Below are 20,276 nucleotides of genomic sequence, written 5' to 3' on the forward strand. Positions count from 1 at the left end.
TTTCCGTTCTTTTCTCTATTATAACAAAGCGTGGTTATGATTCGGCGTCTATAAATAAGAAAAAGCTGTTGAGAAATGACTTTCTCAACAGCCTGGCGACCTACGTTGTAGGTCGTCCTTTTTTACGAAACTTTGACATTTTTTGTAATAAAAGGAGTAAATCCCTTACAAACGCTTTGTTTTTCCAGGCAAATTGTTTGCCTCAGATTGTCATCAATAAAAAAGCCGACAGAAAACACTTAGAATTTCACCACGCCTCTCAACAATTGTAGTATCATTCAGAAAGCGTCTGTCGACTTGTTTTATGATCACTTACTGCATCATTTCGTTTTTCGATGAATTCTACGGCCATCGTACGTAAATACGGTTATTTTCCCAGCACAAACCGTTTCTAAATGAACCGGCCTTCCCCATAAGTGATACATGTACGGAATCGTTTTCTCAAGTTCCTTCACATCAAGCTCAATCCCCTCGAACTGATGCGTAACGTAAAGTTCCCCCGCGCGTAAATAATTCCCATCTGTCACCGTTAAATAAGGAAAACCACCATTGACCCTAGAAGCAACTAATTCATCACGAACGTGTTCCCACGACTTATCGGTAATTTCATATTGATTGCCCTTTTTTCCGAATAGGTAAAGATCTTCTCGTTCCACTAAATCTTTCGTCAAATAATTTCTAAGAAACGATGCATCCGACTCTAATTCTCTCACTTCAAAAATTTTTTCACGGCCACTTCCTTGCTTAATTCCCAATTGTCTCAGTTCGTCATTCGGATTGTCGTACCTTTCCTCAATATCTTCAAAAATCTTTAAACCTAAATAATACGGGTTAATTGTCGTTTTTGATGGTACAACGACACTTGCGTTTAACTTCGCGAATTCAATCGTCTCTGCAAATGATAAGTCCACTTCTCTCATAATTCTCGCATGCCAAAACGAAGCCCAGCCTTCGTTCATAATTTTCGTTTCCATTTGTGGCCAAAAGTAAAGCATCTCTTCTCGCATCATCGTTAAAATATCCCGCTGCCAATCTTCAAGCTCCGTACTATGTTCTTCTATAAACAAAAGTAAATCTTTTTCAGGTTTCTCTGGAAACTTCTTCTTCACTTTTTTCGCAGGCTCTTTCGTTTCGGTTTCCCACAAATCTTCGTACGGTTCGGATTTCTTTTGCATCGGTTTTAAGACTTTCTCTCTCTCTTCACCTTTTGGTAAACGATAAGGGTCGACATGTTCTTGAATGGCAAGAACCGCATCAAGAAATGTTTCCACTTCTTCTTTGCCATGAATTTGCTCATAATGAAAAATTCGCTCAGCGGTCGCGCTCATGCTTTCGACCATATCTTTTCTCGTGTTTATAAATCGACAATTGTTCTTAAAGAAATCGCAATGTGCAAGAACGTGAGCAACAATTAACTCATTTTGAATCAACGAATTATTATTTAACAAAAATGCATAACAAGGATTCGAATTAATCACTAGTTCATAAATCTTGCTTAATCCTAAATCATATTGAACTTTCATTTTATGGAACTGCTTACCGAAACTCCAATGACTAAATCGAGTAGGCATCCCATAAGCACCAAACGTATAAATTATATCGGCCGGGCAAATTTCATATCTCATCGGATAAAAATCTAATCCGAACCCTTCAGCAATCTCTGTGATCTCTGCAATTTTGAATTGAAGTTCACGGTGTTCTTGTACGATCATCCATCTTCCCCCTTAAACTTCTGCTACTTCTATTTATATGTTTTAACTTGGTGTAAATGAATCAACATGTTTTAACATTTCAAGATGTAGGTATAAGTCTGTATAGAGGAGGGGTTTTCCCATGCGTTACCATATTGTTGTTCATGGCGCTGTGCAAGGAGTAGGTTTTAGACAATTCACATTACAAACCGCAAAAAAACACCATCTGAGCGGTTGGGTTCGAAACCGTTCGGATGGTGCTGTAGAAATGAATGTACAAGGCGATCATTCAAGTATGGATTCCTTTCTAGAAGAGATTAGAAAAGGAAATGATTTATCAAACGTAGAAGATGTCATTACGACGAAAAAAGAAAATGAAAACGATGATTCAACGTTTAAGATTGTATATTAGCAGACTTCTTAATTAGAAAATGTCCACGCGCTTCTAATTGTTCAACAGCTTCAAGCACCGGAAGTTTTGGGAGGTGAAAGGTGTCTTGTAGGACGGCCTTCATCTCTTCTAATGATTTTATTGATCTCTCTGTTTTACTTCCTCCGCCTCGCATCGTCAATACAGTATTTTTCAAAGACAGCATACGTTGCTTGTACTCACACCATTTGTCGATGCGAATGCAGCTCATATAAGGACCATTTTCCAGAAACGATTGTTGGATCGGTTGCATTAAATCATCTAACGTATAACGCTGATCACTACGGAATGCCCACTTTTTACTAACTTGCCTGCCTCCAATCGTTCGAACATACGTGAACGTATGTGGCTCTTCACCTTTTCTCAGGTGTACCTTCTCCCCAGCGAAAATCGGTGTTTGTCGCTCAATCCCAAGCGGTAACGGAGCCAGAATCGGCGCCGTTGTACCCACATCTACGTACCACACCTTCTTTGAATCAGCTAATCCTACTAACAACGCTAAATGCTCGTTGCCAGGACGAATATACGACACCACATACCCGAGCTCCCTCAAAAGCCTGGCAAATTGAATGTTCAACGTATAGCACGTCCCACCCATATCATAGTTTTTGCGCCGATTTAAAAACTCTTCAACTGTAATGATTTGGTTTTTTTCGTACTGATCAATTAAGAGCTTACTGACGTTTTCAAATGGAAAAACGAGTCGATGGCGCTTCATTAATTTTTTTAGAAACGGAAGTGACGGCTGCTTTTGCTCAACGTTCAACAACCTTAAATACTCCAAAACCCACATTTTATACACCACCTATAACACAAACAGCTTTACAATCGATTCGTTAGTTCGTTCATTACGTTTTCGGAAACGTCAGCGAGTCTTTCATGAGCACCTTCACTCGTTTCACTGCGAACACCAAAATAAACTTTCAGTTTCGGTTCCGTGCCCGAAGGGCGTACACAAATCCACGTTTCATCAGAGAGGAAATACTTAATAACATTTGATTTAGGCAAATGCAGTGCTACTTTGGAATTCGTCGTCACTTCTACTCTTTCCTGCAACTGATAGTCTTCAATTGTCTTAACTGGAATTCCGTTAATAGCTTCAAACGGCTCTTTTCTTAACGATTGAATCAATTGTTCGATTTGCTTTGCGCCACGCTCGCCTTTTAGTTCCATGCTATTCGTTTGCTCTTTAAAATAACCGAACTGATCATAAATATGGTGCAGTTGATCCAATAACGTTTCTCCATTCGCTTTAGCTAACAATGCAGCTTCACAGATAATCATACCCGCTTGAATGGCATCTTTATCACGAACGAAAGAGCCTAATAAATAACCGTAAGATTCCTCATAACCGAACAAAAACTCGCGATTATCGCTAGAAAACTCTTCAATTTTCTCAGCAATAAATTTAAAACCCGTTAATGTATCAACACAACTTGCACCAAAGTGTTCTGCGATGACACGACCTGATTCCGATGTAACAATCGTTTTTAAAACGTGATCGTTGTTCGTTACGCCAACACCCTCTGATTTCTTTTGAAGCATTTGATGCAATAACAGTAGTCCTGTTTCATTTCCGTTTAATAAACGATATCCTGCAGCTGAGTTCTCATCAGGAACCGCAACTCCGATTCGGTCTGCGTCTGGGTCAGTGGCAATTAAGACGTCTGCTCCCATTTCATTGCCTTTTTTCATCGCCAATGAAAATGCCGCTGGATCTTCTGGATTCGGCAATCTCACCGTTGAAAACTGTGGGTCAGGAAGCTCTTGTTCTGAAACGAGTGTCACATTAGTAAACCCATTTTCAGTAAGCGCTCGTCGTAAAGGCTCTCTCGCTGTTCCGTGTAATGGACTAAAAACGATCGATAGGTCTGCTCCGTGAGCCTTTACTTGTTCCTGATCTTGTACGATAGAGATTAGCGCTTCTTGATACGCATCATCCACATCCTCGGGTACAAACGTAAACTGATGATTGTTTATCGCTTCCGTATAATCCGCAACAGCAATCGTTAATTCATCTTCTACAGCATTTACATAGCTAATGAGTTCATCTGATTGCGCTAAAGGTAGTTGTGCACCTTGCTCGTTATATACTTTCACCCCATTGTATTCAGGGGGGTTGTGGCTCGCAGTAATCATAATACCTGCCACTGCTTTGGTGTGACGTACGGCAAATGACAACATCGGTGTCGGCTTTAACTCTTTAAATACAAGAGCTTTATAGCCATTTTCAATTAACGTAAGAGCACATTGATTAGCAAACTCTTGTGATTGGTGCCTAGAATCGTAAGCAATGACGACTTTACCGCCATGTTGATTATTATTCGTTAAGTAATGAGCAAGTCCTAATGCTGCCTTTCGTACGGTGTAGATGTTCAACCGGTTTGGTCCAACACCTAATTCGCCCCTCATTCCCCCGGTACCAAATGCAAGGTTTCTATAAAAGCAATCACGTAAGACTACCTCATCGCCTTTTTGCAATGATTCAAGGTCTTGACGTAGCGCTTCATCTTGAACGTTTTCTTTCCAATGATCAATACGTTGTTGTATCATGAATCCTCCCCCTTGGGCTAACCAAATATCATGCTAGCGCAATCACTGATTGTATTATACCATCTCATAAGGTAGGTTCGTACTAGTAGGCGTTCTTTGGTAAAATTGGATTAAGGAAGGTGTGATTTTAATGGCAACTGAACGAGCCATTTTTGCAGGTGGTTGTTTTTGGTGTATGGTGCAACCATTTGAAGAACAAGCAGGCATTCAAGCTGTAACATCAGGTTATATAGGTGGAGAGATTTCAGACCCTACATATGAGCAAGTGAAACGAGGGACGAGCGGACACTACGAAGCCGTAGAAATTCTCTTTGATCCGACCCTTTATAAGTACACTCAACTATTGGATTTATTTTGGCCACAAATTGATCCAACCGACCCTGATGGGCAGTTTCACGATCGTGGCAGTCAATACCGTACCGCGATCTTCTACGTGAATGATGAACAAAAAGAGCTTGCAACGAAGTCAAAAATTGAACTCGAATCAAGCGGTCGTTTTAAGCAACCGATCGTCACAGAGATTAAGCCAGCAACGACTTTTTATCCGGCAGAAGCCGAGCATCAGCAGTTTTATAAAACGAATCCTGCATACTACAAAACAGACCGCAAAGCGTCCGGTCGAGATGAATTTATCCGTCATCACTGGGAGTAAAATTGACTTAGTGTCAGCTAAGATAATCGTAGCCCAATTATGAGTAAGTTTAATTCTCAATCTTTTAACTAAAAAAAGATCGGCACATGAAACACGCCGATCTTTTGAGTGTTTATACGTTTTTTGCGTGACTCTCTTCATTACTGAAAAACCACTGCAATGCATTAAAGACATGTTTCTTTTCTTTTAATATGAAGTGCCTGAACCTTGGATCTTTAATGTTTTGGTAGACGTTCATTAGCGTACTGTGACGACTATATGCGTTTACTTCGCCATAACCAAACATGTTCGACTTATCCATAATCTGCTCAATCAGTTTGAGGCATTTTTTGTTATCCGATGTTAAGTTATCGCCATCTGAGAAGTGGAATGGGTAAATATTGTACACTTTCGGATCGTAATGATCTTCTATACGCTGTAAGCAAAGTTCATAAGCGGATGAACAAATCGTTCCCCCACTCTCACCTTTCGTGAAAAAGTGTTCTTCATCAACGACTTTTGCTTCTGTGTGGTGCGCAATGAACTCAATCTCTACACTTTCATATTTCGTACGTAAAAAGCGTGTCATCCAAAAGAAAAAGCTTCTCGCCATATACTTTTCCCATTTCCCCATTGAACCAGACGTATCGAGCATCGCAATGATAATCGCTTTTGATTCGTGTCTTATCTCTTCATTCCACGTTTTAAATCGTAAATCATCTCGATAGATCGGATTGATTCCCGGTCTTCCTTCCATGGCGTTTCGTTTTAATGCGGTTAAAATCGTCCGTCGTTTGTCGATATTTCCAATCAGACCTTTTTTACGTACGTCGTTAAAGATAATGTCTTCTACGACGAGATCCTCATCATCTTTCTTTTGAAGATTCGGTAACTCTAAATGTTGGAACAGTGCTTCTTCTAATTCGGCAATTGAGATTTCTGCTTCATAATAATCTTCACCCGCTGTATCCCCAGGTTTGTTTCCTTTACCAGGACCGTTTGCTTTATCTTTGCCGGGTGCTCTGGCAACGACATCCCCAACCTGACTATCGCCATCCCCTTGCCCTACATGTTGCTTCTTATCATCGTTGTAACGAATTTTGTATTCATCTAAGGAACGAATTGGTACGTGAACGACATCACGCCCATTGGACATCACAATGCTTTCATCTGTAATTAAATCTGGCAAATTTTGATGTATGGCATCTTTTACTTTTTCTTCATGACGTCTTTGATCGAGATAGCCTTTGCGATGGAGGGACCAATTCTCTTCTGATATGACAAAGGGTGGCAGTTGCTTTTCATCCATCTAAAAACCCTCCTAAAGAACAAACAGCTCTCCCCAAGAAACCGAATGTTCAATAATTTTAATCGTCATCGTATTTCGGACACGTCGTACTACTCCCATCGTATGCAGCAGAAAACAAGAATTGTCATTTGATTTGCAAAAGAGTCGTCCAGATTTCAAGCAAACAAAAAAGCCTCTCAGTGATGAGAAGCAGCAGAGTGACAATTGAATAAGCCATTGTAACGACTAATTAATAATTGAAAAGTCGCTTACTGGCCAATAGCGGATGTTCGCTTTTCCTACGATGCTATCGTATTCTACATAACCGATCTGTCTGCTATCAAGACTATTTCTACGGTTATCGCCTAATACGAACAAGTGACCGTCTGGAACGATCTGACTTTCAAGATCTAAATCTTCTAATGTAAAGTTTCTCGTAAATGGACCTCCTGTCGTCTCTGCTATTGACGGTTGTAAGTAATCTTCGAGTAACGGTTCATCGTTTACATAGAGCACGTCATCAATGTAGGCGATTGAATCTCCAGGTAAGCCAATTACTCGTTTAATGTAGTCACTTTCATCGGTAGCATGAAAAACGATTAAGTCAAAACGCTCAGGTTCTGAAATGTGGTAGCCAATCTTATTTATGATTAGGCGCTCTCCACTTTCAATCGTCGGCATCATTGATTCACCGTGTACCATGTAGTTTGCAAAGAAAAACGTCCTTACGATTACGACGATGCAAATGACGATAATAAATGTTTTTACCCAATCCCAAATTTCTTTTGATAGACTTGTCAATGCCGTAACCCCCAAACTGAATATGTTGCGTTTCATTTGAATTGCTCTACGACTTTTTACATATTTTTTTATGTTTTACTTGCTTTTTACGTTATTTTTGTGAAAAATACGTATAGGTATGTAACTTCATCGTACAAGAACTCGTCTATTACTAGGACTCGGAACGAGCAGAGGTGACTTTATGAGTTTTATTTCAACAATCCTTGTGAGTATCATAATGATTGTTTCCCCGTTCCTTTATCATACCACACATTCTTTGGAACCAACTGAAGACGCACCACCGACCATTCAGCTAAACAGAGATGGTGAATATGTTGAATTAGTATGGGGACCACATCCGAATACAGGATATCGAATTGAAATTGTTGATAGCTATGAACAAGATGGTGAGTGGCAAATCATTTACTCATTAACAACACCTGAACGAAATGAACCTGGATTACTTGAAACCACTGCATTTCCAAAAACAACGACAATGGTACCGAGTGAATATCAAGACATTCAATTAATTGAAGAGCGCGATAGCAGTTTTTATCATCATTTCCCTCTTCTTACGGTTTCCGAAACACATTCTTTTGAGTTGCAGTTTAGTGAGCCATTTGATGAAGAAACAATTAGCAATGAGTCCTTATTCGTTACAGATCACGAAGGTAACGTCATTCACAACTTTATTTTCATTTACACACCGACGCAAATCCAAGTAAGACCCCCTTCAGACGGTTACGATCATGGTGGTCTTTATTATCTGTACGTCAATGATTCAATCGAGAATCAAAGTGATCAGTCACTTTCTAAAAGCTATAAACAGCCGTTTTACATTGACGAAGATGTTGAGCAGCGTGATATGCCACCATCTACATGGTTAGAGTACCAAGAAATGGAATTTGATGGTGAACAACCGATTGAAGCTGAGGATGATTCTGATCATTTATTTAGCATTCACCTCAGTGAGAACGAAGATGGCTCCTATATCATTTTGCACAACGACGAACAATCGTCCAGTGAGTCCTTATTGCCTCCTGTAAGCATTCCATCTTCATTTCTACCGCTACATCCAACGCTTCCATTTCCACATCAATACGGCTTAACAAAATCGTAAAATAAACCCAGCAGTGTTTAACTGCTGGGTTCTTTTTGTCTGATTAGCGATTTAATAAGCTTCCAACGTATTTCAACAGTTCATTCGCTGAAGTCGTATTGTAGCCGTGCTCATCCACGAGCCTTGCAATGACTTCATTGATCTTTTTCAGCTGAGATTCATCTGGTGTACTTACCGACGTCGTGATTTTAACGACATCTTTCAGGTCAGCAAATAGTTTCTTTTGAATCGCTTCTCGTAAACGTTCATGAGAGTTGTAATCGAATTTATGACCTTTTCTTGCATACGCAGAGATTCGAATTAAAATCTCTTCTCGGAACGCTTTTTTCGCATTCTCGGAGATGCCAATCTGCTCCTCAATCGAACGCATTAGCTTTTCATCTGCACTTAATTCATCACCTGTAATCGGGTCATACAGCTTCTGGTTGTTGCAAAACGCTTCGACGTTATCCAAGTAGTTGTTCAACATCGTTTTAGCCGACTCTTCGTATGAATACACGAAAGCTTTTTGAACTTCTTGTTTTGCGATTTCATCGTACTCTTTTCTTGCAACAGAAATAAAATCTTGATACCGTTCACGGTCGTCTTTTGAGATTGAAGCATGTTGGCTAAGACCATCTTTTAATGCTCGAAGCACGTCGAGTGCGTTAATTGATTTTGAGTTTTTGCGAATAATTGCCGAAGAGATCCGGTTAATGACATAACGAGGGTCAATTCCTGTCATCCCTTCATCTTGATGTTCTTTACGAAGCTCAATGACGTCTTGTTCTTTAAAGCCTTCAACGACCTGACCATCGTACAATTTCATCTTCTTAACGAGGTCAATTCCTTGATGCTTCGAATCTTTTAAACGGGTTAAAACCGTAAAAATGGCAGCTGTTTTTAACGCATGAGGTGCGATGTGAACATGGGCCATATCACTTTCACGAATCATCTTCTCGTAGATTCTCTCTTCTTCCGTCACTTTCAAGTTATACGGAACGTTCATAACGATAATTCTCGAATGTAATGCTTCATTTTTCTTGTTGTTAATAAACGTACGATACTCCGCTTCGTTCGTATGGGCGACAATGAGCTCATCGGCAGAGATTAACGCAAAACGCCCCGCTTTAAAATTCCCCTCTTGCGTGAGCGACAATAGGTGCCATAAGAACTTCTCGTCACATTTTAACATCTCTTGAAACTCCATAAGCCCACGGTTGGCTTTATTTAGTTCTCCATCAAAACGATACGCACGAGGATCGGACTCTGAACCGTATTCTGCAATAGTTGAGAAGTCAATGCTTCCTGTTAAATCCGCAATGTCTTGTGATTTTGGATCAGAAGGACTAAATGTACCAATTCCAGTACGCTTATCTTCAGAGAAGAAAATCCGTTCTACCATAACATCTTCTACTCGATTACCATATTCTTCCTCTAGCCTCATCGTATTGAGTGGGGACAACGCCCCTTCAATGCGAATGCCATATTCGCTAAAAAAATCTTCTCGCAAATGGTGAGGAATTAAGTGTAACGGGTCTTCTTGCATCGGGCAGCCTTTAATCGCATAGACCGCCCCTTCATCGGAATACGAAAACTGCTCCAACCCGCGTTTTAACATATTCACTAATGTTGATTTACCGCCACTAACAGGTCCCATCAGAAGTAGAATCCGCTTTCTAACATCTAACCTTCTAGCTGCAGAATGAAAATACTCTTCTACGAGACGCTCAATAGAGTCTTCAACACCAAAAATTGAATTGTTAAAGAACTTATACGCTTTCGAGCCATCCTCATTTTCTTCAATGCCATGACTTTTAATCATATTGTACATTCTCGAATGTGCTGTTTGCGCAACTTCTGGTCGCTCTTTAAGGATCTCCAAATATTCCCTGAACGTTCCTTCCCACTTTAACTTTTCATGTTCATGACGGTAGTCCTTCATTTTAGATAGTATATCCACCGAATGGCCTCCCTTTTTCGGATCGTTATATGTTCTGACTCACCCCGACAGCCTGTTTAGGAATAACAACAATGAAAAAGAAGCGCAAACCGCCTTTCGGCTCCGCTCATCCCCATGTGTTTTTTATTCTATGCAGCCACCTAGATGAAGATAACCTTTGGAAAGGAAACAATCCGTCCCTAAAAAAAGACCACCGTCTAAGACGGTGACCTCTTGATTTTACGTATGAAAAACAACGTCAAACGAACGTAAGTTGTTCGCGGTTGTTGGAGGTTTCTCTTGGCTTTGCGATTGTTGCCCACGATGTGCATGCTTAAACGCATCACTGTTTAGCCAGTTTTCATAATCTGACTTTGCTTCCCATTTCGTAAAAACGATAAAGCTTACATCTTCTTTTTCACTTTCTAAGAAAAGGAATTCTAAGCAACCCGGTACATCATTCATACGATCTTTACTCTTCTCAAAACGTGCTTTCACGTGTTCATGTTGATCTTCATTTACATTTAATTCATTCATTACAACGTACATTGCATAACTCCTCCTTTTTAATCACCATTCCTTTTTAGTATAGGGGAATGGCGATTCACTGACAAACATGTACATAAAAACAATTATTCGCTATAATAATACTATCTAGTATGTGTCCAAAGTGATGCTAGGTCTCATCTACTTTGAATCGAATGACTGTTAAGGGAGGCAACTACTTAGATGCGCTTATTTTTACTATTAACTGTCTGCGCGGCGTTCATCACTGCTATTATGACAGCTGGCAAAAACTCAAAACCTCATCAACAATAAGACAACAACAAACCCCTGTGGATCTTCCACAGGGGTTTGTTCATTAGTTAACTGCTGGAAAGCCTCGTTGACGTAGTGCCTCATAAATAATAATCGCTGCAGCATTTGAAAGGTTCAACGAACGAATAAGGTCATTTTGTGGTAAACGAATGCATTGATTAGGATACTCCGTTGCCACCCATTCAGGTAGCCCTTTCGTTTCTTTTCCAAAGACGAAATAAACATCCTCTGAAACATCACTATAATCAAAGTTCGTATACAAATCGCTGCCGGTCGTCTCTACGAAGAATACACGATCATTCTTTCTTAAGGCTAAAAACGCTTCTAGAGAATCGTGATACGTAATATTAACACTCGGCCAATAATCACAGCCTGCTCGCTTTAACATTCGGTCTTCTGTCGAAAAACCTAGCGGGTGAATTAAGTGTAGAGCTGTTCCCGTACCTGCACACGTTCGTGCAATATTCCCTGTGTTTGCTGGAATTTCTGGTTCATGTAATACAATATGCAAAGCCATCTTGTTGACTCCTCTTCGATAATGTTCCATCACACAGTATAGCACAAACTTACGTTACGAAAACTGATCATGGATCGCAAAAAACTTATACTTAATGTTCTCTGTCCAGGCTGTAGAATCTTCGTACTTCCAAAACCGATTGCGACTATTCGCGGTTTGAGCATTAACGAGGGGTTGGCGTTCATTATCTTTTCGAACGACAATTGCATTATGATCCCATCTTCCACTGCCATCAAAGTCATAACAAATAATGTCACCAGGTCGTAACTCTTCTGCCCGTTCAACTTCTTTAGCCGTTAAGCCTTTTGTTGAGCCACTTAAATACCACCGTAATGAATGAGCAACCGCCCACGAGTAACTCCAGTTTTCTCCTCTCCACCACCACCCTTGGTCACGAACCGGGACCCCATGCATCGGCGCTCCACCCGCATGTAAACATTGGGAGATGAAATTCGTGCAGTTGTCTGTAAACTCAGGATAATCAGGGTTATAGTCATTCCACCAACGTTCAGCGTATTGTACAGCTTTTAGGCGGTTGTAAGTACCGGTACGATTAAGAGTTTGGCGTTTATGTGCGCTTCGTCCTTGCTTTCTAACATCAACTGTGATATTTCGTTGTTTTTCTTGATCGCTCATTATTTTGTTATGCTTTAGAGTGATTTGTCGGATTTCATTCATTTCTTCTAAATAAAAATCCTCACCGAAACGAAACAATTTACTCACGTTTAATGAATAATCAATGTGAGAATCGGGACCTGTCGTAATAATTTTATAAGGAGTGGCATCAACATGTACTTTCACGAGCTTTGCTTTGCGCGTTTGTTTTTTGATTCGTTGCGTTACTTTTTTTTCTTCTGGAGTCAGTAGTTTCACATCAACTCCTTTTGCTTTCCACTCTGCCAACTGCTGAAAATGCGCCGCAAGTCGCTTTTTTACTAACTTATTCATCCTGACCGCTCCTTCCTCGTTACTTGTAATGTATGCGAACAATTTGCAGTTCAAGATAAAAAAACCTCCGAAAAGTCCGTTGCCCTAATTGAACATCTCACTCGGTTCATCAGGCAACGACCTTAACGGAAGTTTCACGTTAATGCTTCTTCAATTTCTTTGATTACGTCTTCATCTTCTTCTTTTTGTAAAGCTTGTTGCATCGCAAGTTCATTATCGTCGCCACCAATTTCACCAAGTGCCCATGCTGCAGTACCACGAATGACCGGTCTTGCGTCATCGGTTAGTAATTGCCTTAGCGTCTCACTCGCTGATTCTTCTTTAAAATGGCCAAGTGCTAAAATGGCGTTACGCTGAATTGGTTTCTTCCCTCTCCATGAACCGGCCATTTCCCCATACTTCTCTTTAAATTGTCGATTGGAAAGCGATAATAAAGGTAACAACTCTGGTTTAACTTTCTCAGGGTCTGGTTCAAACTCCGGTTGATACTCCTCACCTTTGCCTTTGTTAATTGGACAAACGACTTGGCACGTATCACAACCGTATAAGCGATTACCGATTTTCTTACGATATTGTTTTGGAATGAAGTCCTTTTTCTGCGTTAAAAATGCAATGCATTTTTGTGCATCAAGTTGTCCACCTTGAATGAGCGCACCTGTAGGACAGCTTTCTACACATTTGTTGCACGTTCCACAACCTTCTTCAATTGGTGTGTCAGGCTCAAACGGAATCGTCGTAATCATTTCCCCGAGATAAACGTATGAACCATATTCAGGCGTGATAATCATACAATTCTTTCCACTAAATCCTATACCCGCTCGTTCTGCTACAGCTCGGTCAGATAACGCTCCGGTATCGACCATCGACGCGGTTTTCGCATCAGGTACCTTGCTTTCAATGAATTCTTGTAGTTTTTGCAAACGATCATTGAGAACATGATGATAATCAGCACCCCAAGAAGCACGACAGAATAACCCTCTGCGCTTTCCTTTAACGCCTTTGGGTGGGTTTTTCAACTTGGATGGGTAACTTAGTGCAATGGCTATAATTGATTTCGCATAAGGCAGCAACCGTTCAGGTTCAGTTCGTAAATCAATGTCGGATTCTTCAAACCCAGACGCATAGCCTAGTCGTTGCTGTTCCCTTAAGCGTTCTTTTAATGTTAAGAAAGGATCCGCACTAGCAAAACCGATTTTATCAATTCCGATCGTTTTGCTATATGCGATAATCTCTTGTTTTAATTCCTCATTCATTTCGAGCGTTCCTTTCAATTATGCTAAAATGAACGTGAGAGGGAGGTTACGATGAACTTTCATTTATCTGAACAACTCATTCAACACGTTCCATCGTTTAAAGTCGGTCTCATTCAATATAAGAATATTGTCGTTAGTAACATTCCTGATCAACTTGCGAGTCGAATTGAACTTCATCGTCACACCGTTGAGTTGGACTTGTTAGATCAACCTGTTACATATTATGAAGGCGTTCGAGAGTGGAGGCAAGTGTTTAAAGCGATTGGTGTCGATCCTGGGAAATATCGACCGTCACACGAAGCTCTATTTCGAAGAATTAAAGCGAAAAAGCCGCTTCCTGAAATTTCCTCAGCGGTAAGTCTAAACAACTTTTTCTCTTTGCAATATGAACTTCCACTCGGGCTTTATGACATGGAAAATATTCATGGAGATGTTACGGTTACCCTCGGTACATCTAATGAATCGTTTGAAGGGCTAAATGACAGAGTAAATTCTGCAGAACGTAAGCTCATCACAAAAGATACAAACGGTCCATTCGGTAGCCCCGTTGTCGATAGTGTCCGAACGGCTATAAATCATGAAACGACAAACGGACTACACGTGTTATACATTCCCCCGAGCAAAAGCGAAGATGAAGCGATTACGTTTACGAAGCATATCGGTGACTTGTTTACACAAGTTCATGGTGGACAAGTTAAAACGGCTGTTCTACATCGTGAACAACCGCTAGCACAATTCATTTAGTTTCGGTTCGAATAACCAAGTTCCTTAAAAATCGAAAAGACACCATAACCAATGCCTAGTACACCGACTAAAATTGCTACAACAAAGATCGTTAAATTCAAAGCTCACACCCCTTTGACTTTATTATTTGATAAGAAAGGATTTTTTACACGCAATGTCTTTAAAAACATTTGAGAACATCACGATGGGAATTATGATCGTATTGCTCATCCTTGCGATGACCGGTGCGGTGACAGGAACAATCATTTACGTTTTAATCGGAGTGGCCATTGTCATTATAATGATCAACCTCGTCTGGAGAGTAAAAGATTACAAAAAACGCCGGGCGAAGTTAGTGAAAGAATTAGAAGAAGAAGAAGCAAGTCGACAAAAAAGAAACAGCCCTGATTCCAACTAACATGGATCCGGGCTGTTATCCCTATATAATGCTTTACACGATAAAATTTAATATTGATATAAAATAAGGCTTGTCAAATGCGTTAAAAGCGTGCTATTATATAACTTGTCAGAACGAACAAATCAATACATAATCATGGCGATGTGGCGGAATTGGCAGACGCGCGCGACTCAAAATCGCGTTTCTTCGGAAGTGTGGGTTCGACTCCCACCATCGCCACCAAAATACGTTGATTTGTCGGTAGTTTGAGCGTTAAATCACTCGGAAAATCATACGGAATAGTCGCATGTTACATAGACGACTAAATCTTTGCAAAACACCTCGTTAAATACTAACGAAGAGGTGTTATTTTTTATGTCTCCAAAAAGACGTAGCAATCAAATATCTATTCCCCAAAAGCAACGCTTCTCCCCTACTGACTTTGGTCCGAAATCATTAGACGAAGCTATCCACCTTTTCTTGCGTGAGTGCAAAATACGAAATTTGCGTCAAGATACCCTCATTTATTACAAAAAGGAGCTCGACTTCTCTGCCAAGCTATTGCGCAATAATGACGCTCCTGAAGACCCTAACAAAATTACTGCAAGCGATATTAACGATTCAATCATCTTATTTATGATGGATCAGAAGTTAAAAGAAACTACAATCAACACTCGACTGCGTGCTGTCCGTACATTGTTCAATTTCTTAGACAGAAAAGGATTTCTTGAAAACAATCCAATGAAAGAAGTTAAATTACTTCGCAATACAAAAAGGATCGTCGAGACCTTTACCCGCGATCAAATTCGCACCCTATTTGCGCAACCCGACCAAGAAACTTTTACTGGTATGCGTGACTACACTTTAATGATGCTTTTTCTTGAAACTGGTGTGCGTTTAAACGAGATGGCAAATATCAAAGTTGATGATATTAAATGGCAAGATGGTGTTATTTATATTCGTCATCCAAAAACCCAATCTCATCGTTCCGTCCCTATTCAATTAATCATGAAAAAACAACTGTCTAAGTACGTGCAGCTTAGAGGCCAACTAAATCATGACTTTTTATTCGTAAATATAGATAACGAGCCTATGTTGAGACAGAATATGCAACAATCTGTACGCAAATATGGGCGTATGGCTTGTATCCTAAATGTTCGGTGTTCCCCACATACTTTTCGCCATACCTTTGCAAAGATGTGTGTTCAGAATGGCGCAGATGTGTTTACGCTTCAAACGATACTAGGACATTCGACAATGGACATGGTGCGTCACTATGTAAATCTATATTCAAATGATCTAACAGAGCGTCATCGTAAGTTTTCGCCTATTCAAGACATCTATTGAACAATAAAAAAGTGCCCGAACGCAATTAAGCGCCGAACACTGTCTCTGGTAAATTCAGTGTATTTCAAAAAGCGGCGATTGTCAAATTGGATACGTATATCTTTTTGACAGAACGTGCGTTCGGTTATCGAGGAGGAACCGGACAATGAACGCTTTAAGCAACGCTGACCTAGCCGCTATCGGTCGCTATCTAATTTCCGTAGCCTAGACGAACTAAACGCTACAACGACGTCACTCTTACGCCAACATGCCGCAGAGCTTACGCCATCTACGGTCGAAATATTCAAGCTAATTGCGCGTTATTCCGTGAAGGTGCTGGGCGTCTCCTTTCTTAAATACAGCTCGATCTCTGACGCACTAGGCGTATCCACTTCGACGGTCAAGCGCGCCATTAAACAGCTAAAGGAGCGTGGTCTGATCGCTGTTCACCGTACCTTGCGCAAGGTTGGTAAGTTACGCGGTGGCTTCGGACATAGCGTTTTCGTCATTCTGTCCCCTGCCCCATCGCGTGAACCATCGGAAATGAACCATCGTCAAGAAGTCGCAAAGTCAGCACGGACAAGCAATACGCCTGCGCCAGTGACGACCGAAGCTATGTCTTTTAAGCTACCGCCAAGCAAAAGTAATAAAGAATCGATAGGACACGCTAAATTAGATGCTACATTTGCGCACGTTCCGGCTACCTTCGCTACCGTGTGCCGTCCGTTCTTTGACGCTGACATGACGCAACAGTTATATCGCCGTGTACGCCTTGCCTACGAAAAGCATCAGCTAGATTACGGCATTGACGCTTATTTGCCGGAAGTAATAACGACCGTGAAGCGCTGTATTTACGTATGGAAGCGCGGTCGGTTACGTAAAGGCTTCGCTGGCTACTGTTATGCTGCGCTAATGCGTACGTTTCAGGATGCGTTCAATGACGAGCTGGCTGCGTTGTATGTAAAAATGTAAAGTCAGGCAGTTAAGTATGAAGAAACCCGGATATTTTGCGCCAATGCTTTCCGAAACTGAAACGGTGAATGTCTGCATTTATATATGTAGGAAGCCGTCTTTTGTAGCGCTGTGTTTCCGTTTGAGTACCATAGTACACTCCGCAATATTATAGTAAATAGTCGGATATTCTTTCGCAAAAGTGTACTAATAGTGTCCGATTGCCCAATTGTTATTTTGATTAAAAACGTAGGCAACGACTCGGTTTCAGCGTTTATATGACTGTGCAAAATCGGACATTTAGTTGCGAAGCCGTTCATGAGGCGGACAGCCGGAAAACATCGACCCGACTCGCATCACCTACCGATCGCTAAAATGATGGCGCAATTATATATGTAGGAAGGCGTCTATATTGGCATAGGATGGTCGGTAGTAGTCGGTAGTAGGTGCGACTATGGGCTGCACTATACTACACCGTGGGCGTTACGTAGTGTGACATATGGTGCGTCCGTGTGTGACCGTTATCGTGCGTATAGCTGCGTGTTATCCTGCGACAACCTGCTGGCGCGCGACCCTTCCGAACACTTTGGACGGCTATGTATGTACGGTAAATTAGACGTTCGTTTATGCAGTATTTTATACAGGTGCGTAGAATTTCCAATTAATTACCACGTTGATACGGCGCGCGTTTCACGATGCATATTTCATTGCGCTGACCGTCCGATAGTTGTACGCGGTTGAACGCTAGTGTATCAACAGTTACGCTGTCGGTTAAATGTATCGCTAGTTAGAAACGTTACATTTTAGTTGTATAAATATTGTATTAATATACATCGTTGATTACGTCGGTATGGGGACGTGGAAGGGAGGGGCCGCCCCCCCAAGCCCCCCACCTTATATATCGTCCGGCTGGCGCTCTCACATTGCGCACAATATTTTTTCACTTTACTTTATTGTACTAAAGTAAAATTGACGCTTGCATAATTTTTCGTATTCATATACACTAACGATCAAATAAACGTAATGTTCGATTAATAACAATACATTTAGGAGGCGTTAGTATGACGACAGGTGTAGGCGCTATTTCCGTGAAAGCTGACCGCGACAAGATGAAGCAGGCATTAACCGGGCGAAACAAAGCGATGTTCATTATCGGTGTATCAGTCGGACTCCGTATTTCCGATTTACTACAGCTACGTATCGGTGATTTGCGCAACAAAGATAACGTGACCATCACGGAACAAAAGACCGGCAAGCAGCGCACAATTACGCTCAGTCAAACGGTAAAAGACGAAGTTGCTAAGATGGAAGGTGCGGACGACGAATTTATGTTCAAATCTCAAAAAGGCGCTAACCAGCCGATCAGTCGCGTGCAGGCATATCGCATTCTGAATGATGCAGCACAAAAAGCCGGCATTGCTGCGAAAATTGGACGCATTGGCACACATACTTTGCGCAAAACTTTCGGCGCAATAGCCTATAAGAACGGCACAGACATTACGGAACTTATGTACATTTTCGGTCATAGCACGCCACGTATGACGTTGAATTATATCGGCATCACTAGCGAAAAGGTGGCGGACGTATACAAGGCGATCGAAGTTTAAAAAATTTTCGGCAGAAATTTAGAAACGGAGGTCTTATTATGACGATACAGAAGTTACATCCGACTAAGCGCAAGGTGACCGGCATTGAGCTGGCATGGCGCGTCCCTGTCGGCATCCTCGGCGGTATTGGTCTGATTATTGCGATAACGTTGATATTCTCGCTGGTGGGCGCTATATTCGGCTTTATGGTGCTAATACCGGCGGGCATGTTATTGATGCTTGCGCTAATGGTGCCGGCGGACGTAAATTGCCCACATTGCGCGAGTAAGAATACGATTAATGATTTCCAACACACGAAGAATTTTAAATGTACGTCGTGCGAACAATTGACGATCGTTAGCTGGAAAAAGCCCAAGGCGTAAATGCCCGGGCTTCTTTTTTATGTATTACGCCTCGATGTTAAACAACTTATTCATATCCTCAATTTCTAATACGTCTACAATACTTTCTAACACATCTAAAGGTATTCTCTTAATTTCATTTTTGCACATAGCACTTACAGTTGCTTCTCTAATATCTGCCTTTTTAGCAAATTCCTTTTGATTCATACCTTTTTCCTCAATCAATCTCTTTAAATTATTAGTAACTCGCGCCATTACGCCACCTCTTTCGATTTTTATATATCATAGCAAAATAATTACGTAAAAAGTAATTGACAATTACGCTAAACGTAATTTATACTTTAATTACGCTAAACGTAATCGAGGAGGTTTCAAAATGATTAAAGCTAAAACAACGCAAGTAGGTTTCGAATACGTACCGCCAGTCTCGCAATTAGGAATCGGCTTTTACCGTGTCACGGTTATCGCTACAGGCGAAAGGCTACATATAGCTGCGCCAAACTGGACGAACTATGTCGTCGCTGCTGGTTATGTAGATCGTCGCGCAATTATGGGTGGTTGCGAATTAGATTTAAACGCTATAAATAAAGGAGTTGTTGCGGTATGACAGTCGCTTATTTACCAATTAAGAAGCCGCAAATTGAGCTTGTTAAGACGAAATGTACCGTTCGTTATGACGACGTTTCTCCGCCTGATTATAGCGTTGATTACGGCGAGGGTATCCTCGTAGACGGTCGTTATTTAGTTAATATTACCGATCAAAAGAGCGGCCCTTGTCTCGATGTCCTGAAATTAAAACACCGTCATTTGTCGCCGGAACGTGTAGAATACGACCTTGATGACGATATTGACGGCTTTAATTGGGTAGCTGATGGCGGCTTACAAGTAACTGCGCAAGAGTTGCTACAAATGAGCGCGGTCGATTTGCTGCTACACATGCGGGAAACGGAGACCGGCGGATGTTGAGCGATATCAATTTA

General features: G+C 41.1%; 23 protein-coding genes, 1 tRNA gene and 1 pseudogene. 14 read left to right on the forward strand and 11 right to left on the reverse strand.

Going from position 1 to position 20,276, the window contains the following annotated elements; all coding sequences use genetic code 11:
- Positions 1-272: hypothetical protein (locus JOD17_RS19595; protein ID WP_204699666.1), on the forward strand; the 272-nt coding region annotated here is incomplete at its 5' end.
- Positions 273-320: 48 nt separating this feature from the next.
- On the opposite strand, the gene JOD17_RS19600 is transcribed toward JOD17_RS19595, so the two are convergent.
- Positions 321-1,712 carry a SpoVR family protein gene (locus JOD17_RS19600; RefSeq protein WP_204699667.1) on the reverse strand — a complete coding sequence of 464 codons (1,392 nt, stop codon included), beginning with the start codon at positions 1,710-1,712 and terminating at the stop codon, positions 321-323.
- 121 nt (positions 1,713-1,833) lie between these two features.
- Between JOD17_RS19600 and JOD17_RS19605 the strand changes: the two genes are divergently transcribed.
- Positions 1,834-2,103, forward strand: a complete 270-nt coding sequence (locus JOD17_RS19605; RefSeq protein ID WP_204699668.1) for an acylphosphatase — start codon at positions 1,834-1,836, stop codon at positions 2,101-2,103.
- Here the strand turns inward: JOD17_RS19605 and JOD17_RS19610 are convergent.
- Both JOD17_RS19610 and JOD17_RS19615 read right to left on the reverse strand, forming a co-directional pair.
- On the reverse strand, positions 2,087-2,914 hold the full coding sequence (locus JOD17_RS19610; RefSeq protein ID WP_204699669.1) for an arylamine N-acetyltransferase: 828 nt from the start codon (positions 2,912-2,914) through the stop codon (positions 2,087-2,089). The genes JOD17_RS19605 and JOD17_RS19610 overlap by 17 nt on opposite strands.
- A 29-nt stretch (positions 2,915-2,943) precedes the next feature.
- Complete coding sequence (locus JOD17_RS19615; RefSeq protein ID WP_204699670.1) at positions 2,944-4,674, reverse strand: phospho-sugar mutase; 1,731 nt, start codon at positions 4,672-4,674, stop codon at positions 2,944-2,946.
- Between the two features lie 130 nt (positions 4,675-4,804).
- Between JOD17_RS19615 and msrA the strand changes: the two genes are divergently transcribed.
- Positions 4,805-5,326: a peptide-methionine (S)-S-oxide reductase MsrA gene (gene msrA, locus JOD17_RS19620; protein ID WP_204699671.1), complete on the forward strand. Its 522-nt coding sequence runs from the start codon at positions 4,805-4,807 to the stop codon at positions 5,324-5,326.
- Between the two features lie 112 nt (positions 5,327-5,438).
- Here the strand turns inward: msrA and yhbH are convergent, their stop codons facing one another.
- Positions 5,439-6,614: a sporulation protein YhbH gene (yhbH, locus tag JOD17_RS19625; RefSeq protein WP_042421101.1), complete on the reverse strand. Its 1,176-nt coding sequence runs from the start codon at positions 6,612-6,614 to the stop codon at positions 5,439-5,441.
- Between the two features lie 225 nt (positions 6,615-6,839).
- On the reverse strand, positions 6,840-7,394 hold the full coding sequence (lepB, locus tag JOD17_RS19630; protein ID WP_239575757.1) for a signal peptidase I: 555 nt from the start codon (positions 7,392-7,394) through the stop codon (positions 6,840-6,842).
- Between the two features lie 181 nt (positions 7,395-7,575).
- On the opposite strand from lepB, the gene JOD17_RS19635 reads away from it, so the two are divergent.
- Positions 7,576-8,493: a hypothetical protein gene (locus JOD17_RS19635; RefSeq protein WP_204699672.1), complete on the forward strand. Its 918-nt coding sequence runs from the start codon at positions 7,576-7,578 to the stop codon at positions 8,491-8,493.
- 43 nt (positions 8,494-8,536) lie between these two features.
- Here the strand turns inward: JOD17_RS19635 and JOD17_RS19640 are convergent, their stop codons facing one another.
- The 5 genes from JOD17_RS19640 to queG all read right to left on the reverse strand — a co-directional run bounded on the left by JOD17_RS19640 (position 8,537) and on the right by queG (position 13,951).
- Positions 8,537-10,435, reverse strand: a complete 1,899-nt coding sequence (locus JOD17_RS19640; RefSeq protein WP_204699673.1) for a PrkA family serine protein kinase — start codon at positions 10,433-10,435, stop codon at positions 8,537-8,539.
- Between the two features lie 219 nt (positions 10,436-10,654).
- On the reverse strand, positions 10,655-10,963 hold the full coding sequence (locus tag JOD17_RS19645; protein WP_042361221.1) for an antibiotic biosynthesis monooxygenase family protein: 309 nt from the start codon (positions 10,961-10,963) through the stop codon (positions 10,655-10,657).
- 313 nt (positions 10,964-11,276) lie between these two features.
- Positions 11,277-11,750 (reverse strand): tRNA (uridine(34)/cytosine(34)/5-carboxymethylaminomethyluridine(34)-2'-O)-methyltransferase TrmL, encoded by a 474-nt coding sequence (gene trmL, locus JOD17_RS19650; RefSeq protein WP_042421087.1) that lies wholly within the window; start codon positions 11,748-11,750, stop codon positions 11,277-11,279.
- 54 nt (positions 11,751-11,804) lie between these two features.
- On the reverse strand, positions 11,805-12,698 hold the full coding sequence (locus JOD17_RS19655) for an amidase domain-containing protein (protein ID WP_239575759.1): 894 nt from the start codon (positions 12,696-12,698) through the stop codon (positions 11,805-11,807).
- A 134-nt stretch (positions 12,699-12,832) separates the two neighbouring features.
- Positions 12,833-13,951 carry a tRNA epoxyqueuosine(34) reductase QueG gene (gene queG, locus JOD17_RS19660; RefSeq protein WP_204699674.1) on the reverse strand — a complete coding sequence of 373 codons (1,119 nt, stop codon included), beginning with the start codon at positions 13,949-13,951 and terminating at the stop codon, positions 12,833-12,835.
- Positions 13,952-14,002: 51 nt separating this feature from the next.
- Here queG and JOD17_RS19665 point away from each other — a divergent pair, with 51 nt between their 5' ends.
- The 8 genes and pseudogenes from JOD17_RS19665 to JOD17_RS19695 all read left to right on the forward strand — a co-directional run bounded on the left by JOD17_RS19665 (position 14,003) and on the right by JOD17_RS19695 (position 19,317).
- Entirely contained in the window at positions 14,003-14,695 is a 693-nt protein-coding gene (locus JOD17_RS19665; protein WP_204699675.1) for a B3/B4 domain-containing protein, read from the forward strand.
- A 154-nt stretch (positions 14,696-14,849) separates the two neighbouring features.
- Complete coding sequence (locus JOD17_RS19670; RefSeq protein ID WP_042421078.1) at positions 14,850-15,092, forward strand: hypothetical protein; 243 nt, start codon at positions 14,850-14,852, stop codon at positions 15,090-15,092.
- Between the two features lie 137 nt (positions 15,093-15,229).
- Positions 15,230-15,314 (forward strand) — tRNA-Leu (locus tag JOD17_RS19675).
- 132 nt (positions 15,315-15,446) lie between these two features.
- Complete coding sequence (locus JOD17_RS19680) at positions 15,447-16,418, forward strand: tyrosine-type recombinase/integrase (RefSeq protein ID WP_204699676.1); 972 nt, start codon at positions 15,447-15,449, stop codon at positions 16,416-16,418.
- A gap of 267 nt (positions 16,419-16,685) precedes the next feature.
- A pseudogene (locus JOD17_RS21880) lies at positions 16,686-16,826 on the forward strand (helix-turn-helix domain-containing protein); the annotation flags it as partial.
- A gap of 312 nt (positions 16,827-17,138) precedes the next feature.
- The gene (locus tag JOD17_RS21435) at positions 17,139-17,369 is read left to right on the forward strand and encodes a hypothetical protein (RefSeq protein WP_239575760.1); all 231 of its coding nucleotides are present in this window, start codon (positions 17,139-17,141) and stop codon (positions 17,367-17,369) included.
- Positions 17,370-18,409: 1,040 nt separating this feature from the next.
- Positions 18,410-18,955 carry a tyrosine-type recombinase/integrase gene (locus tag JOD17_RS19690; RefSeq protein ID WP_204699677.1) on the forward strand — a complete coding sequence of 182 codons (546 nt, stop codon included), beginning with the start codon at positions 18,410-18,412 and terminating at the stop codon, positions 18,953-18,955.
- Between the two features lie 38 nt (positions 18,956-18,993).
- Positions 18,994-19,317, forward strand: a complete 324-nt coding sequence (locus JOD17_RS19695; RefSeq protein WP_204699678.1) for a hypothetical protein — start codon at positions 18,994-18,996, stop codon at positions 19,315-19,317.
- 24 nt (positions 19,318-19,341) lie between these two features.
- Here JOD17_RS19695 and JOD17_RS19700 read toward each other — a convergent pair whose 3' ends face one another.
- Entirely contained in the window at positions 19,342-19,551 is a 210-nt protein-coding gene (locus tag JOD17_RS19700) for a helix-turn-helix domain-containing protein (RefSeq protein ID WP_204699679.1), read from the reverse strand.
- 121 nt (positions 19,552-19,672) lie between these two features.
- On the opposite strand from JOD17_RS19700, the gene JOD17_RS19705 reads away from it, so the two are divergent.
- Both JOD17_RS19705 and JOD17_RS19710 read left to right on the forward strand, forming a co-directional pair.
- Complete coding sequence (locus JOD17_RS19705; RefSeq protein WP_204699680.1) at positions 19,673-19,903, forward strand: hypothetical protein; 231 nt, start codon at positions 19,673-19,675, stop codon at positions 19,901-19,903.
- Positions 19,900-20,262 carry a hypothetical protein gene (locus JOD17_RS19710; protein ID WP_204699681.1) on the forward strand — a complete coding sequence of 121 codons (363 nt, stop codon included), beginning with the start codon at positions 19,900-19,902 and terminating at the stop codon, positions 20,260-20,262. The genes JOD17_RS19705 and JOD17_RS19710 overlap by 4 nt, the downstream gene beginning before the upstream one ends.
- Positions 20,263-20,276: the final 14 nt, after the last annotated feature.

It is taken from the genome of Geomicrobium sediminis, assembly GCF_016908595.1.
GTDB classification, from domain to species: domain Bacteria; phylum Bacillota; class Bacilli; order Bacillales; family Marinococcaceae; genus Geomicrobium_A; species Geomicrobium_A sediminis.